Source organism: Micromonospora sp. NPDC048947 (genome assembly GCF_040649495.1).
Taxonomy (GTDB): Bacteria; Actinomycetota; Actinomycetes; order Mycobacteriales; family Micromonosporaceae; genus Micromonospora; species Micromonospora alfalfae.
Genome location: NZ_JBEZFO010000021.1, coordinates 48,564 through 63,478 on the forward strand (window position 1 = coordinate 48,564; position 14,915 = coordinate 63,478).

16 protein-coding genes are annotated in these 14,915 nt (G+C 71.9%); 13 read left to right on the forward strand and 3 right to left on the reverse strand.

The features are described 5' to 3' along the window. The first annotated feature begins 14 nt into the window (after nt 1-14). The 4 genes from AB0B98_RS26495 to AB0B98_RS26510 all read left to right on the forward strand — a co-directional run bounded on the left by AB0B98_RS26495 (nt 15) and on the right by AB0B98_RS26510 (nt 3,163). Complete coding sequence (locus tag AB0B98_RS26495; RefSeq protein ID WP_238670973.1) at nt 15-812, forward strand: GNAT family N-acetyltransferase; 798 nt, start codon at nt 15-17, stop codon at nt 810-812. Continuing rightward, nucleotides 809-1,222: a hypothetical protein gene (locus AB0B98_RS26500; protein ID WP_357270206.1), complete on the forward strand. Its 414-nt coding sequence runs from the start codon at nt 809-811 to the stop codon at nt 1,220-1,222. Before AB0B98_RS26495 ends, AB0B98_RS26500 begins: the two co-directional genes overlap by 4 nt. Before the next feature lie 187 nt (nt 1,223-1,409). Continuing rightward, nucleotides 1,410-2,189, forward strand: coding sequence for an electron transfer flavoprotein subunit beta/FixA family protein (locus tag AB0B98_RS26505; protein ID WP_112582103.1), 780 nt, complete (start codon nt 1,410-1,412; stop codon nt 2,187-2,189). Between the two features lie 14 nt (nt 2,190-2,203). Further along, on the forward strand, nt 2,204-3,163 hold the full coding sequence (locus AB0B98_RS26510) for an electron transfer flavoprotein subunit alpha/FixB family protein (protein ID WP_238670975.1): 960 nt from the start codon (nt 2,204-2,206) through the stop codon (nt 3,161-3,163). Between the two features lie 94 nt (nt 3,164-3,257). Here the strand turns inward: AB0B98_RS26510 and AB0B98_RS26515 are convergent, their stop codons facing one another. Together AB0B98_RS26515 and AB0B98_RS26520 are read right to left on the reverse strand one after the other, a co-directional pair. Further along, complete coding sequence (locus AB0B98_RS26515) at nt 3,258-4,091, reverse strand: anti-sigma factor (RefSeq protein ID WP_357366140.1); 834 nt, start codon at nt 4,089-4,091, stop codon at nt 3,258-3,260. Continuing rightward, nucleotides 4,045-4,647 (reverse strand): RNA polymerase sigma factor, encoded by a 603-nt coding sequence (locus tag AB0B98_RS26520; RefSeq protein WP_238670977.1) that lies wholly within the window; start codon nt 4,645-4,647, stop codon nt 4,045-4,047. The genes AB0B98_RS26515 and AB0B98_RS26520 overlap by 47 nt, the downstream gene beginning before the upstream one ends. Before the next feature lie 230 nt (nt 4,648-4,877). Between AB0B98_RS26520 and AB0B98_RS26525 the strand changes: the two genes are divergently transcribed. The 7 genes from AB0B98_RS26525 to AB0B98_RS26555 all read left to right on the forward strand — a co-directional run bounded on the left by AB0B98_RS26525 (nt 4,878) and on the right by AB0B98_RS26555 (nt 11,427). Continuing rightward, nucleotides 4,878-5,708 (forward strand): DUF4397 domain-containing protein, encoded by an 831-nt coding sequence (locus AB0B98_RS26525; RefSeq protein WP_357366142.1) that lies wholly within the window; start codon nt 4,878-4,880, stop codon nt 5,706-5,708. Then, nucleotides 5,705-6,358, forward strand: coding sequence for a class F sortase (locus tag AB0B98_RS26530; protein ID WP_357366144.1), 654 nt, complete (start codon nt 5,705-5,707; stop codon nt 6,356-6,358). Before AB0B98_RS26525 ends, AB0B98_RS26530 begins: the two co-directional genes overlap by 4 nt. A gap of 104 nt (nt 6,359-6,462) precedes the next feature. After that, nucleotides 6,463-7,638: a cysteine desulfurase family protein gene (locus AB0B98_RS26535; RefSeq protein WP_357366146.1), complete on the forward strand. Its 1,176-nt coding sequence runs from the start codon at nt 6,463-6,465 to the stop codon at nt 7,636-7,638. 230 nt (nt 7,639-7,868) lie between these two features. Further along, nucleotides 7,869-8,942, forward strand: a complete 1,074-nt coding sequence (gene mnmA / locus AB0B98_RS26540) for a tRNA 2-thiouridine(34) synthase MnmA (RefSeq protein ID WP_357199547.1) — start codon at nt 7,869-7,871, stop codon at nt 8,940-8,942. Between the two features lie 37 nt (nt 8,943-8,979). Next, nucleotides 8,980-9,984: a methionine synthase gene (locus AB0B98_RS26545; protein ID WP_357366148.1), complete on the forward strand. Its 1,005-nt coding sequence runs from the start codon at nt 8,980-8,982 to the stop codon at nt 9,982-9,984. A gap of 36 nt (nt 9,985-10,020) precedes the next feature. After that, nucleotides 10,021-10,386 (forward strand): VOC family protein, encoded by a 366-nt coding sequence (locus tag AB0B98_RS26550; RefSeq protein ID WP_357270183.1) that lies wholly within the window; start codon nt 10,021-10,023, stop codon nt 10,384-10,386. 39 nt (nt 10,387-10,425) lie between these two features. Next, nucleotides 10,426-11,427, forward strand: a complete 1,002-nt coding sequence (locus AB0B98_RS26555; RefSeq protein ID WP_357366150.1) for an ADP-ribosylglycohydrolase family protein — start codon at nt 10,426-10,428, stop codon at nt 11,425-11,427. 324 nt (nt 11,428-11,751) lie between these two features. Here the strand turns inward: AB0B98_RS26555 and AB0B98_RS26560 are convergent, their stop codons facing one another. Then, nucleotides 11,752-12,288 carry a type II toxin-antitoxin system PemK/MazF family toxin gene (locus AB0B98_RS26560; RefSeq protein WP_357366152.1) on the reverse strand — a complete coding sequence of 179 codons (537 nt, stop codon included), beginning with the start codon at nt 12,286-12,288 and terminating at the stop codon, nt 11,752-11,754. A 49-nt stretch (nt 12,289-12,337) separates the two neighbouring features. On the opposite strand from AB0B98_RS26560, the gene AB0B98_RS26565 reads away from it, so the two are divergent. After that, entirely contained in the window at nt 12,338-12,652 is a 315-nt protein-coding gene (locus AB0B98_RS26565) for a hypothetical protein (protein ID WP_357366154.1), read from the forward strand. Between the two features lie 108 nt (nt 12,653-12,760). Continuing rightward, the gene (gene ligA / locus AB0B98_RS26570; protein ID WP_238670987.1) at nt 12,761-14,896 is read left to right on the forward strand and encodes an NAD-dependent DNA ligase LigA; all 2,136 of its coding nucleotides are present in this window, start codon (nt 12,761-12,763) and stop codon (nt 14,894-14,896) included. The last annotated feature ends 19 nt before the right edge of the window (nt 14,897-14,915 follow it).

Genomic DNA, 14,915 nt, shown 5'->3' on the forward strand with positions numbered 1-14,915 from the left:
CTTAGCCTGGTCCGGTGACTGATCTCGACGTGCAGACGCTGCGGACCGCCTACGACAACCAACTCCGCCCGGAGATTCCCGACCCGGTTCCGGCCGGGGTCACTGTGGAGCGGGACGGGCCGCTGGTCCGCATCATCGGGCTCGACGCCGGCGGGTTCCTCACCTACCGCGACCTGGGCGGTTTGACCGGTGACGCGCTGGACGAGCTGATCGCCCGGCAGGTGCGGCTGTTCCGCGAGCGCGGCCTGTCGGTCGAGTGGAAGCTCAACGAGCACGACGAACCGGCGGACCTGGCGGATCGGCTGCGCGCCGCCGGCTTCGTGCCGGAGGACCGGGAGACCGTCGTGGTCGGCCCGGTAGCGCCGCTGGCCGCCGCGCTGCCGGTCACCCCCGAGGGGGTACGCCTACGTGAGGTGACGTCCCGGGAGGATCTGGAGCGGATCGCCGCCATGGAGGAGGAGGTCTGGCAGGCGGACCGTTCACACCTCGTCACCGGGTTGGCCAAGGAGATCGACGCCGACCCGAACTCGATCACAGTGGTGGTGGCCGAGGCGGACGGGACCGTGGTGAGCGCCGGCTGGGTGCGGTTCCCGGCGAACACCGGCTTCGCCACGCTGTGGGGTGGCTCGACGCTGCCGCAGTGGCGGCGCAAGGGCATCTACCGGGCGCTGGTCAACCACCGGGCGCGGCTGGCCGAACAGCGGGGTCGCACGCTCATGCAGGTCGACTGTTCCGAGGACAGCCGGCCCATCCTGCAGCGGCTCGGCCTCGTCCCGGTCACCACCACCACCCCGTACGTCTACACTCCGTGATCATGGAGCAGCGGTTGACGGACGAGGAGCGGTTGACCCTCAAGACCGGTGCCTTCGGCGCCGTCTTCCTGGTCTCCAACGCCGACCCCGGTGTGCTGGGGGTGATCCGGGAGAGCATCGCCGCGTCCGGCGCGTTGGCCGGTGCCAGCGGCACTGTCAAGGAGGCGCTGACCACCGGCCCGCTGCCGCGACTTCCCCGGGACTCGCAGCTGGAGATCGAGTCGGTGGTGCTGCCGGCGCTGGGGCAGGCGGTGCGGATCCTGCGCGAGAAGTCCCCACGGGATGTGGACGCGTACCGCGAACTGGTGTTGGCCGCCGCGGACCAGGTGGCCCGCGCGCACGACGGAGTGGCACCCGCCGAGGCGGCGGCCATCGACCAGATCCGGGTCGCGTTGGCAGAGCCGGCCTGACCGGCGGCGCGTCGGTGAGCTGTGTCACTCTGAGTGCTGCGGGAGCGCAACCTACTGGCAGGTAACATTGCGCCGTGGGCAACTGCACAACCGCCCGCGGTTGACCTGGCGTCGACCGACGCGCGACGCTGCGCCCCAGACCGGGCGAGCGAATCGCAACACCACACAGGAGGGTCGTCGAAGCGCGATGAACATCGTCGTACTCGTCAAGCAGGTGCCTGATTCGGGCGCGGACCGCAACCTGCGCAATGACGACAACACCGTCGACCGCGGTTCGGCGAACAACGTGATCAACGAGATGGACGAGTACGCCATCGAGGAGGCGCTGAAGATCAAGGAGGCGCACGGCGGCGAGGTCACCATCCTGACCATGGGTCCGGACCGGGCGACCGAGTCGATCCGCAAGGCGCTCTCCATGGGCCCGGACAAGGCAGTGCACGTCCTCGACGACGCCCTGCACGGCTCGTGCGCCGTCGCCACCTCGAAGGTGCTCGCCGCCGCTCTCGGTCAGCTCAATGCCGACCTGGTCATCTGCGGCGCCGAGTCCACCGACGGCCGGGTCCAGGTCATGCCGCACATGATCGCCGAGCGGCTGGGCGTCGCGGCGCTCACCGGTGCCCGCAAGCTCACCGTCGACGGCGCGACGCTGACCGTCGAGCGGCAGACCGAGGAGGGCTACGAGGTGGTCACCGCCGCCACCCCGGCCGTGGTCTCCGTCTGGGACACGATCAACGAGCCGCGCTACCCCTCCTTCAAGGGCATCATGGCCGCCAAGAAGAAGCCGGTGCAGACGCTCTCGCTGGCCGACCTCGGGGTCGCGGCCGACGAGGTGGGCTTCGACGGCGCCACCAGCGCCGTCGTCGAGCACACCAAGCGTCCCCCGCGCTCCGGCGGCGCCAAGATCACTGATGAGGGCGAGGGCGGCGTCAAGCTTGTCGAGTTCCTCGCCACCGAGAAGTTCGTGTGAGAGGGGGGTCAGACATGTCCGAGGTTCTCGTCGTCGTCGAAGCCACAAAGGAATTCGGCGTCAAGAAGGTCACCCTGGAAATGCTCACCCTCGCGCGTGAGCTGGGCACCCCGAGCGCTGTGGTGCTCGGCGGCGCTGGCGCCGCCGAGGCGCTGAGCGGCAAGCTGGGCGAGTACGGCGCGGAGAAGATCTACGCCGCCGAGGGTGACGAGATCGACGGCTACCTGGTGGCCCCGAAGGCGACAGTGCTTGCCGAGTTGGTCAAGCGGGTGCAGCCGGCCGCCGTGCTGCTGGCGTCGGCCCAGGAGGGCAAGGAGATCGCCGCCCGGCTCGCCGTCAAGCTCGACAACGGCATCCTGACCGACGTTGTCGGCCTGGACGCCGACGGCACCGCGACCCAGGTTGCCTTCGCCGGCTCCACCATCGTCAAGTCCAAGGTCACCAGGGGCCTGCCGTTGGTCACCGTCCGGCCCAACTCGGTCACCCCCGCCCCGGCAGCGGCCACCCCGGCGATCGAGCAGCTCAGTGTGTCGGTCACCGACACCGACAAGCTGGCCACTGTCGTCGAGCGGGTCGCCGAGCAGAAGGGCTCCCGCCCCGAGCTGACCGAGGCCGGCGTGGTCGTCTCCGGCGGTCGGGGCGTCGGCAACGCCGACAACTTCAAGCTGGTCGAGGAGCTGGCCGACCTGCTCGGCGGCGCCGTCGGCGCGTCCCGCGCGGCCGTCGACTCCGGCTTCTACCCGCACCAGTTCCAGGTGGGCCAGACCGGTAAGACGGTCTCCCCGCAGCTCTACGTCGCCCTCGGCATCTCCGGTGCCATCCAGCACCGGGCCGGCATGCAGACCTCGAAGACCATCGTCGCTGTCAACAAGGACGGCGAGGCGCCGATCTTCGAGCTGGCCGATTTCGGGGTGGTGGGCGACCTGTTCAAGATCGTCCCGCAGGCCGCCGAGGAGATCCGCAAGCGCAAGTAAGCCAGCGATACGACAGTGGCCGCCCGTTCGAACGGGCGGCCACTGCCGTATCGGGAGCTGATCGGCGAGCCGGGGAGCTGAGCCGGCCCGCCGATCAGCCCGTCAGGGAGCCCCTCAGCAGACTGTCGCCGGAGTGGCGGGTGTTGTTGTCGTACTGCTCCGCGGAGACGTCGACCACCGAATAGCTCTTGAGGTCGACATTCGGGGGCAGGGGTAGCAGCGCGTCCGAGCCGCCACCCAGGGTGCCGACCGAGAACATCTCCATCGTCGTCGGGTTGATGAGCCAGACCTCGTAGTACCCCGCGACGCTCGGGAGATTCGCCACATGCAGATGTAGTTGGCCGTCCCGGAAAACCCGGGCGTCACCAGTGGCCGTCGGCGGGGTCGTCCCGTACGCCGCCAGCGGCGCGCTCGCCACCACCACCGGCGTCGGGGTGGGCGTCGGATCCTCCGGTCGGAGCACCGAGACGGTGCCCACCACGCCGACCGCCGCGGCAGCGGCCGCTGTCACCGCGGTGGCCACCCAACCGGACCAGCCGCGACCCCGACGGGACCGCCGCGCCGGGTCCAGTCGGGTCACCGTCGCCTCGGCCGCCGCGCCGAAACTCTGCTCGATGGTGGTGAAGTCGGCCTGCTCGGTCGTCGTGATGTCGGCCTGCTCGGGCACCCGGTGTCGACGGGTCCCGGTCAGCAACGGCCCGGCCTCCGCGGCCCTGACCTGGGCTTCGATGCCCTGCCAGACATGCTCCGGCGGGTCCGGCAGGTCGGCCAGGCCCTGCGTCTCGGTGCCGAGCCCCGCCACCTGCTGAAGGCTCGCGACCTCCGCCCGGCAGAGCGCGCAGGTGCCGAGGTGGGTGCTCTCCCCGTTGTCCGCCTCGCTCTCACCGAGTGCCAGAAATACCAGCCGGTCGTGGTCCAGGTGCTGCACCGTCCACCTCCCATCTGCGCTTCAAGCTCGCCATGCCGCGTCGGATGTGACTTTTCACGGTGCCCAACGGCACACCGGTCACAGTGGCTATCTGCTGGTGTGTCAGGTCGTCGTAGAAGGCCAGCTCCAGCATCCGTCGCTGGTCGTCCGGGAGGCGAGCCAACTCGTCGGCGATCACCAACCGGTCAACCACGCGGTCCGGATCCGGCTGGGTCTGCGCCGGCTCGGGCAGTTGTCGGACCGTCTCCACCACCCGGGTCTCCCGGGCCGAGGCGCGCATCCGGTCGATCACCTTCCGCCGGCCGATGCCGAGCAACCAACCGATCAGCGACCCCTTGGACGGGTCGAACGTGTCGCGACCCAACCAGGCGGCGACGAACGTCGCCTGGGTGACGTCCTCGGCGTCGCTGCGGTTCGCCAGCATGGACGTGGCCAGGTGAAGCACGGCACGACCGTAGCGGTCGTACGCCTCGCGGAGCGCCACGTCGTCACCGTCGCGGAACCTGCGGTCGAGGTCGTCCACCGGAGGATCCGGTTCCTGTCGTAGCGCCGTCATCGGGCGGCTCGCCTTCGATGGGGCATGCCCGACTGTAGCTGCCACAGTCTCCGCCCCACTTCCCCGGTCGATGTCATCTCACCAGCTATTCGTCCCCGGACGCCGCTGCGGATGCGGTCGTGGCCAAAAAAGAAAAGTGCCTCCGGGGCGCATCCGCCCGTCCGAGAGCCGGCGTAACCCGTTCTGCAAGCCAGGCCTGACGAATCAGCACCAAATACCAGGAGGCAGACATGCAGCTCTCGTACTTCCGTCGGGTCGCCGCGGGCGGCGCGGTCGCCGCGCTGGCCTTCGCCGGCGTCGGTGCCCTCACCGCCAGCCCCGCGTACGCCGCCACGTCGAAGGTCTCCGTCGTGCACGGCATTCCGGACACCCCGGTCGACGTCTACGTCAACGGCAAGAAGACGCTCGACAACTTCAAGCCCGGCGACGTCGCCGGGCCGCTGAACCTGGAGGAGGGCGACTACGACATCGCGCTCACCAAGCCGGGCGAGCCGATCGGCAGCGCGATCCTCACCGTCGACAACGCCGCGGTGCCGGGCGGTGCGAACATCAGCATCGCGGCCCACCTCGACGCCGCCGGCAAGCCGAAGATCACCCCGTTCGTGAACGACGTCTCGAAGGTCGGCGCCGGCAAGGCGCGGCTGATCGTCCGGCACACCGCCGCCGCCCCGACGGTCGACGTGCGCGCCGGTGGCACCCCGGTCTTCGAGGGCCTCACCAACCCGAACGAGGCCAAGGGTGACGTCGACGCGGGCGAGGTGAAGGCGGACGTGGTGCTGGCCGGCACCGACACAGTCGCCATCGGCCCGGCGGACCTCAACCTCAAGGAGGGCACCGCCACTATCGTCTACGCGATCGGCTCCGCCGAGGGCAAGACCCTCGACGTGGTGGCCCAGACCATCACCGGCCTGCACTCCGCCCCGGGCGGCGTGCCCAGCGGTGACGGCGGCCAGGCCGGCACGGGCGTGGACACCTGGTGGTACGTGCTCACCGGTGCCGGCGTACTCCTGCTGCTTGGTGGTGGGGTGCGGATGGCGACCGCGCGGACCGGCCGCAAGTGACGGTGCGCAATCGCGGCGCGCTGGCGGCAGTGGCCGCCGGCGTTGCCGCGCTCACCGCCGCCGCTCTGGTGGCGTGCGCCAACCAGCCGGCCGGGACGGTGGGGGCCGAGGAGGCGAGCACGCTGGCCAGCCCCGCACCGACCGCCGCCAGTGCCCCGTCGGTGTCGGTCACCGCGGGTGAACTGCCCGCCGGTCCGAAGATCATCCCGCCGGTGCGGCTGCTGATCCCGGAGATCGGCGTCACCGCCACCGTCAACGCTGTCGGCATCAATGAGCGGACCAACGAGTTCGAGGTGCCGCCGAGCGTCGATCAGATCGGTTGGTACCGCTACGGCCCCGGCCTGGAGGCGGAGGCAGGCTCGGTGGTCATCGCCGGCCACGTGGACAGCGCCAAGCAGGGCAAGGGGGCGTTCTTCCGGCTGCGTGAGCTGGACCAGGGCGACACGTTGACAGCGACAGGCAGCGACGGCGAGGCGAGGCGCTACCGGGTCGTCGCCCGGGAGGAGTACGCCAAGACCAGGATCCCGCTGGACAGGTACTTCGCCCGCGACGGCAAGCCGCGGCTGACCCTGATCACCTGTGGTGGGCCGTTCGACGCCAAGGCGCGCAAGTACCGCGACAACATCGTCGTCACCGCGGTGCCCGTCTGACCAGGTCCGCGCGCATCGGGCCGGGGTGGAGTTCCACCCCGGCCGTTGCGTGCAGTCCCCTCCGGCATCCGGTCCCCAAGGTGTCGGCCGTACGCTGAACGGCGATGGCTTACCTGGATCACGCGGCGACGACTCCCATGCTCGATGAGGCACTGGAGGCGTACGTCGCTACCGCCCGCGAGGTCGGCAACGCGTCCTCCCTGCACGCGTCGGGCCGCCGTGCCCGCCGCCGGGTCGAAGAGTCACGCGAACAGGTGGCGGCGGTGCTGGGCGCCAGGCCCTCTGAGGTGATCTTCACCGGTGGTGGCACGGAGAGCGACAACCTCGCGGTCAAGGGCGTCTTCTGGGCCCGCCGAGCAGCCCGGCCCGACCGCCGCCGGGTGGTTTCCAGCGCCGTCGAGCACCACGCGGTGCTGGACGCTGTCGACTGGCTGGCCCAGCAGGAGGGCGCCGAGGTCGGCTGGCTGCCGGTCGATGCCGTCGGTCGGCTCGACCCGCAGACCCTGCGCGCCGAGTTGGCAGCGCACGCCGACCAGGTGGCAGTGGTCACCGCGATGTGGGCGAACAACGAGGTGGGCACCGTCCAGCCGGTGGCCGAACTGGCCGCCGTCGCCGCCGAACACGGTGTGCCCTTCCACACCGACGCCATCCAGGCGGTTGGTCAGGTGCCAGTCGACTTCGCCGCCAGCGGGGTCGCCGCGCTGACCGTCACCGGGCACAAGTTGGGCGGCCCGACCGGGGTGGGCGCGCTGCTGCTCGCCCGGGACGTGCCGGCCACGCCGCTGCTGCACGGCGGCGGCCAGGAACGCGACATCCGCTCCGGCACCCTGGACACCGCCGGCATCGTCGCCTTCGCCGTCGCGGTGGAGACGGCAGTGAAGGGTCAGCAGGAGTACGCGGCCCGGGTGGCAGCGCTCCGCGACGACCTGATCGAGCGGGTCCGCCAGGCGGTGCCCGAGGTGATCTACAACGGTGACCCGACCGATCGGCTGCCCGGCAACGCGCACTTCTCCTTCCCCGGCTGCGAGGGCGACGCGCTGCTACTCCTGCTCGACGCGCAGGGGATCGCCTGCTCGACCGGCTCCGCCTGCTCGGCCGGCGTGGCCCAGCCCTCGCACGTGCTGCTGGCGATGGGCGCCGACGACGACCGCGCCCGCTCCTCGCTGCGCTTCACCCTGGGCCACACCAGCACCCAGGCCGACATCGACGCCCTCGTCGCGGCCCTCCCGGCAGCGGTCGACCGAGCCCGCCGAGCCGCAGCCCTCCGCACCCCCCGCTAACCCCCACCCCCGCCCTTCCCCGCACCCCCGCCCCCGCCCCCGCGATCTTGCACTTTCGGTTGTCCGTTCGCGCCTTGTGCGGCATATGTCGCCGCAGAAACTGCAAGATCGCGCCGGTGGGCGGGGCAGGGCGGGGCGGGGCGGGTGGGCGCGGCTGTTCGGGGGGTTGCGGGGCTGGTGGATAGGGTTGTCGTGGGGGAACGGGCGCAACGGGGAAGGGGAGTGGGTCGGTGAGGGTTCTGGCGGCGATGTCGGGTGGGGTTGACTCGGCAGTGGCGGCGGCGCGGGCGGTGGCGGCCGGGCACGACGTGACCGGTGTGCACCTGGCGCTGGCCCGCAACCCACAGACCTATCGGACCGGCGCGCGCGGCTGCTGCACCCTGGAGGATTCCCGGGACGCCCGGCGGGCTGCCGACGTGATCGGCATCCCGTTCTACGTGTGGGACATGGCCGACCGCTTCCACGAGGACGTGGTCGACGACTTCGTCGCCGAGTACGCCGCCGGTCGTACGCCGAATCCCTGCCTGCGCTGCAACGAGAAGATCAAGTTCGCGGCGGTGCTGGACCGGGCGGTGGCCCTGGGCTTCGACGCGGTGGTGACCGGGCACCACGCCCGCCTCGGCGCGGACGGACTGCTGCGGCGCAGTGTCGACCTGGCCAAGGACCAGTCGTACGTGCTCGCCGTGCTCACCCGCGAGCAGCTCGACCGGTCGATCTTCCCGCTCGGTGACTTGACGAAGGCGCAGGTCCGCGCCGAGGCCGCCGAGCGTGGCCTGGCCGTGGCCGACAAGCCGGACTCACACGACATCTGCTTCATCGCCGACGGGGACACCCGCGGCTTCCTGGCCGGCCGGCTCGGTGAGGCGCCCGGCGACGTGGTGGACGCGTCCACCGGCGCGGTCGTCGGCAGTCACAGCGGCGCGTACGCGTACACGGTGGGGCAGCGTCGCGGGTTGCACCTGGACCGGCCCGCCCCGGACGGCCGGCCACGCTACGTGCTCTCCATCACGCCGAAGACCAACACTGTGACTGTGGGCCCGGCCGAGGCTCTGGACGTGTCCGACGTGCACGCGGTACGTCCGGTCTGGACCGGCGGCGCCCGTCCGGACGCCCCGGTCGAGTGCGAGGTGCAGTTGCGCGCGCACGGCGAGGTGGTCCCCGCGACCGTTGCCCTCGACGGTGACCGGCTGCACGCCGAGCTGCGCCGACCGGTCCGCGGCGTGGCCGCCGGTCAGGCCGTGGTGGCGTACCGACCGGACCCGGCAGGCGACGTCGTCCTCGGCTCCGCGACCATCACCGGCTGACCGCACGGCCTGGGTGTCCGCGGGATAGCCTTCGCCCGTGACAGATCAGGCGTGGCCCTGGCCGGCCGGCGCGGCAACCGGAATTGGTTCGCTGCCCGGCACCGACATCGGCGAGGCTCAGCGGGTGGTCCTCGGTGAGCTTCCCGAGCTGCCCCACCTGCCCGAGTTGCCGGCCCGTGGCCCCGGAGCGGACATGATCGGCCGGTCCGCCGGGCTGCTCGTCGAGCTGCCTGTCGAGGTGTACGCGGGGCGGTGGCGGGTCGCCCCACGCCCAGGCCGCGACCTGCGCCGGGCCCGCGACCTGATGGAACGCGACCTGGACCAGCTCGCCGAGCAGGCCGAGGGGTACGCCGGGCCGATCAAGGTGCAGGCCGCCGGCCCGCTCACGCTGGCCGCTTCCCTGGAGTTGCCGATCGGTGGCCGGCTGTTGCGCGATCCCGGCGCGGTCCGCGACCTGACCGGCTCCCTCGCCGAAGGGCTGCGCGCGCACGTCGCGGCGGTCGCCCGCCGGCTGCCCCAGGCATCGGTGCTGCTGCAACTGGACGAGCCGTCACTGCCGACCGTCCTGGCCGGGCGGGTGCCGACCGAGAGCGGGCTGGGCGCGTACCGGGCGGTCGAGTCGGTGGACGCCGCCGCCCTGCTGCGCACTGTCGTCGAGGCGGTCGGTGTGCCGACGCTGGCGCACTGCTGCGCCCCGGACGTGCCACTGGAGCTGATCCGCTCCACCGGCGCCGTCGCTGTCGCCCTCGACCTGGACCTGGTCACCAAGCTCGACCCGCTGGGCGAGGCGATCGACGCCGGCCTCGGGTTGCTGGCCGGGGCCGCGCCGACTCGGCCGCCGTCGGCCGGTGGCGCGCCGACCTCCGCGCAGATCGCCGACCGGGTACGCCAGGTCTGGGACCGCCTCGGCTTCCCGCGTCGCCAACTCGCCGAGCAGGTGGTGGTCACCCCGGCCTGCGGCCTCGCCGGCGCCACCCCTGAGTACGCGCGGGCGGTGCTCGCCGCGTGCCGGGACGCCGGCCGGCGCCTCGCCGAGGTGTGAGGTTTCCTGTCGTACCTGGTGGGCAGGATGACGGTCATGATTGGACAGCTGCGTTCAGTGGTGATCGATTGCCCGGATCCGCGGGCGTTGGCGGCGTTCTACGCCGAGCTGCTCGGCGTACCGCTCGCCGAGGGTGACTCCGATGACGACTGGGTGGTTCTGGGCGGCCCACCCGGTCACCAGCCGCGCCTCGCCTTCCAACAGGCGCCCAACCTGCGCCCACCGGCCTGGCCGGATCCCGAGCGCCCACAGCAGTTCCACCTCGACGTGACTGTGGACGACATCGAGGCCGCCGAGAAGGCGGCGCTGGCGCTGGGTGCTCGGCGGCTGCCAGGTGAGGGCGAGGGCTTCCGGGTCTACGCCGACCCGGCCGGCCACCCGTTCTGCCTCTGCTGGGATTGACCTCGTCGTGGGTTGCGGCGGCCGGGCATCATTGCCGCCGTGATCCACACCTCTGCGCTTCGCGCCTCCGGTTCGCTCTTCGGCCTCGCCTACGGTGACGCGCTGGGCAAGCCGACCGAGTTCCTCACCGTCGCCGAGATCGAGCGCCGGTACGGTCCGACCGGTCCACGCGAACTGTCCGGCGAGCCCGCCCTGGTCACCGACGACACGCAGATGGCCCTGGCTGTGGGTTGGGCGCTGCACGAGGCGCCGTCGTTCACGCCGGAGGCGGTGGAGCCACTGCTTCGGCGACGCTTCCTGGCCTGGGCGGTCAGCCCGGACAACAACCGTGCCCCGGGCATGACCTGCCTGCGCGCCTGCGCCGAGCTGAGCCGTGGGGTGCCGTGGCAGGAGGCGACTGTGGTCGGCTCAAAGGGCTGCGGGGCCAACATGCGGGTCACCCCGGTCGGGTTGCTCGACGTGGACCTCGACACGCTCGCCGGGTTGGCTCAGTTGCAGGCCGGGCTGACCCACGGCCATCCGACCGGGCTGGCCGCCAGCGAACTCACCGCGTACGCGGTCTTCGTGCTGCGCGCGGGAACGCCGCTGACCGACCTGCCGGCGGTGCTCACCGAGCGGGCACTGTCCCAGCGCCTGGTCTACCGGGAGCGGTGGCTGGGCGACCTGTGGCAACACGCCGGTTCCGGTTCTCCGCAGGAGTTCATCGTCCAGGGCTGGGACGAGTGCCTGGCGGTGCTGGGCCGACTGACAAACACCCTGACGCGGCCGGACGACGGTGGTGACCCGTGTCAGGCCACCGGGGAGGGCTGGGTGGCCGAGGAGGCGCTGGCCACCGCGCTGCTCTGCGCCGTACGGCACGCCGGCGACCCGGTAGCGGCGCTGGCCCGGGGCGCGACCACCGCCGGCGACTCCGACTCGATCGCCGCCCTGGCCGGCGCGTTCGTCGGCGCGGCCGTCGGCATGGCCGCCTGGCCGCGCGAATGGGCCAACCGCATCGAGTACGCGGACCAACTGGCCACGCTCGGCGCGGCCTGGGACTGACCCTCCCCGCGGGCCTGGCCTGGTTTGGCTCGGCCTGGCTCGGCCTGGCTCGGCCCGGCCCGGCCCGGCCCGGCCCGGCCTGGCTCGGCGTGGCTGGCCCGGCTCGGCTCGGCCCGGCTCGGCTCGGCTTGGCCTGGCTCGGCTTGGCCTTGGTCCGGCTTGGCCTGGCCTTGGTCCGGCTTGGCTTGGCCTGGTCCGGCTTGATCGACTCGGGGTGCTGAAAACTGGGGTGTCCGGGACTTCAGAACACCCCGACTTTCCGGAAGGCGAGCCGATCATGGCCGGCGAGCGGCAACAAGGCGGTCGAGGGTGCTCGCGGGGTGGTCAGGGGGTGGGGAGGTGGCGCAGGCTGCGGACCTTGCGCCACAGGTCGGCGTCGCAGCGGCCGGCGTGGTCGCCAAAGGCGGCCGAGTTGAGTCGGATCGGCTCGGTGAGGCTGAGGTAACTGTCGTGCTCCGCGCCCGGATCCCAGTCCAGGGTGGGAATCCGCACGTGGTCGTCCCTGTCGCTCTTGTCCTGGCTGGTGATCTTCAGGACGTCGGCGCCCCGGGAGTCGGCGCGCAGCACCAGGCACGGGCGCACTTTCGACCCGCTGCCGTCGGCGTACGGCACGTCGGCCCACCAGATCTCGCCGGGCGACGGGGCGTCGGCGCGCCGGTCGGTGTCGCGCGAGCGGGGTTTGGTGGACGGCCGTTCGGCGCCACGGGGCCGCGGCGGGGTGGAACGACGGCCACCGGTGCCGCCCGCACCCGGCCGGGTGCCCGGACGCCGGTTGGCCACCCGGTGCCGCCAACTGTTCCACGCCCAGCCGGCGACCACGGCCAGCAGGATCGCCACCGCCCAGAGCAGTGCCTCGCGCATCCGTACCTCCGCGTCCCGGCGACCCAAAGGTCGCACCGTCCGGCGATCCTTGCACGCCGTCGCCCGTGCCGCCCGCCAACCACACCGCGACCGCCCCACCGCCGCGCTGCACGACCACCGCCCCACCGCCGCGCGGCACGACCACCTCGACGCCGCCGCGCGGCACGACCACCTCGACGCCGCCGCGCGGCACGACCACCTCGACGCCGCCGCGCGGCACGACCACCTCGACGCCGCCAGGCCACCCCGACGCCGACAGGCCACCTGGTGGCACTCGGCCGTCGCCCTCGATCGCTTGATGGTCGGTAGCTGGATCGGCCCGTCGACGCCTGCTGAGCATCACGCGATCACCGGACGCGGCTGAGTGCGAGGTCGCGTCGGGCGCGGGTGGGCGACGGATTGTCCCACCGGCCCGATACGGTGCCGGAGTAGCGTGATCAGGGAGGTCGCAGGCGTGTCCGAAGGTGGCGGTGTGTCCGAGGAACAGATCGGTCAGCAGGTCAGCCCGGCGCAGGAGGCGGCGGCCGGGGCTGAGCCGACGCCGCAGGCCCGGGAACGGCATGCCGCGCTCAGCCAGGAGTTGACCGAACACCAGTACCGCTACTACGTGCTGGACGCGCCGACCATCCCCGACGCCGATTTCGACAGGCAGTTGCGCGAGCTGGAGGCACTGGAGGAGGAGTTTCCGGCGCTGCGGACGCCCGACTCGCCGACCCAACGGGTGGGTGGCACGTTCTCCACCGACTTCACAGCGGTCACCCATGCCGAACGGATGCTCTCGCTCGACAACGCCTTCGCCGACGAGGAGTTGGCGGCCTGGGCCGAGCGGGTCGAACGGGACGCGGGCGGCCCGGTGCCCTACCTGTGTGAGCTGAAGGTCGACGGGCTGGCGATCAATCTGACCTACGAGAACGGCCGGCTGGTCCGGGCCGCCACCCGAGGCGACGGGCGTACCGGTGAGGACGTCACGGCAAACGTGCGCAGCATTCGGGACGTGCCCAGCCAGCTCGTACCGTCCGGCGAATTCCCGGACGTTCCCGAGCTGGTGGAGGTCCGGGGCGAGATCTACTTCCCGATCGCCGCGTTCGCCGATCTCAACGCGGGGCTGGTGGAGCAGGGCAAGGCGCCCTTCGCCAACCCCCGTAACGCCGCCGCCGGCAGCCTGCGACAGAAGGATCCACGGGTCACCGCCACCCGGCCGTTGCGCCTGGTGGTGCATGGCATCGGCGCCCGCCGTGGGTTCCAGCCCACGGCGCAGTCCGAGTCGTACGCGGCACTCAAGTCGTGGGGTTTGCCGACCAGCGACCGGTGGCGGGTCGTCCCGGACCTGGCCGGCGTGGCGGAGTTCATCGCCTACTACGCCGAGCACCGGCACGACGTCGAGCACGAGATCGACGGCGTGGTGGTGAAGGTCGATCCGGTCTCCATCCAGGGCCGGCTCGGGTCGACCAGTCGTGCCCCTCGCTGGGCGATCGCCTTCAAGTACCCGCCGGAGGAGGTCACCACCAAGCTGCTCGACATCGACGTCAATGTGGGGCGCACCGGCCGGGTCACCCCGTTCGCCGTGCTGGAGCCGGTGCGCGTGGCTGGTTCCACTGTCGCGCTCGCCACCCTGCACAACGCCCGTGAGGTGGAGCGCAAGGGGGTGCTGATCGGCGACACGGTGGTGCTGCGCAAGGCCGGTGACGTGATCCCCGAGGTGCTCGGCCCGGTGGTCGATCTGCGGCCCGCCGATGCCCGGCCGTTCGTCATGCCGACCAGTTGCCCGGCCTGCGGCACCCCGCTCGCGCCATCGAAGGAGGGCGACGTGGACATCCGTTGCCCCAACACCCGCAGCTGCCCGGCGCAGTTGCGGGAGCGGGTGTTCCACCTTGCCGGCCGGGGTGGCTTCGACATCGAGGTGCTCGGCTACAAGGGCGCGGCAGCCCTGCTCGACGCGGAGATCATCAGCGACGAGGGCGACCTCTTCCACCTCGACGCCGAGCAGCTGTCCCGGTCGCCGTTCTTCGTCAACAAGGACGGCAGCCTGGGCAGCAACGCCACCAAGTTGCTGGACAATCTCGCGGTCGCCCGGGAACGGGACCTGTGGCGGGTGCTGGTGGCGCTCTCCATCCGGCACGTCGGCCCGACCGCGGCCCAGGCGCTCGCCCGGCACTTCCGCTCGATGGACGCCATCGACGCGGCCACCGAGGAGGAGCTGTCCTCCGTCGACGGGGTCGGGCCGACCATCGCCGCCAGCATCCGGGAGTGGTTCGCTGTGGACTGGCACCGCGAGGTGGTCCGCAAGTGGGCTGAGGCCGGCGTACGGATGGCCGAGGAGGCGGTCGACGAGGGTCCGCGCCCGCTGGAGGGGTTGACGGTCGTGGTGACCGGCACCCTCGCCGGTTTCTCCCGGGACCAGGCCGCCGAGGCCGTGCAGAGCCGGGGCGGCAAGGTCAGCGGGTCGGTTTCCAAGAAGACGAGCTTCGTGGTGGTGGGGGACAACCCCGGGTCGAAGGCCGACAAGGCAGTCAGTCTCAAGGTGCCGGTGCTCGACGAGGACGGGTTCCGGCTCCTGCTGGACGCGGGCCCGGACGCCGCCCGGGAGGTCGCTCAGCTCGGGGGTTGACCCGGCCGGCGGCCGGGAA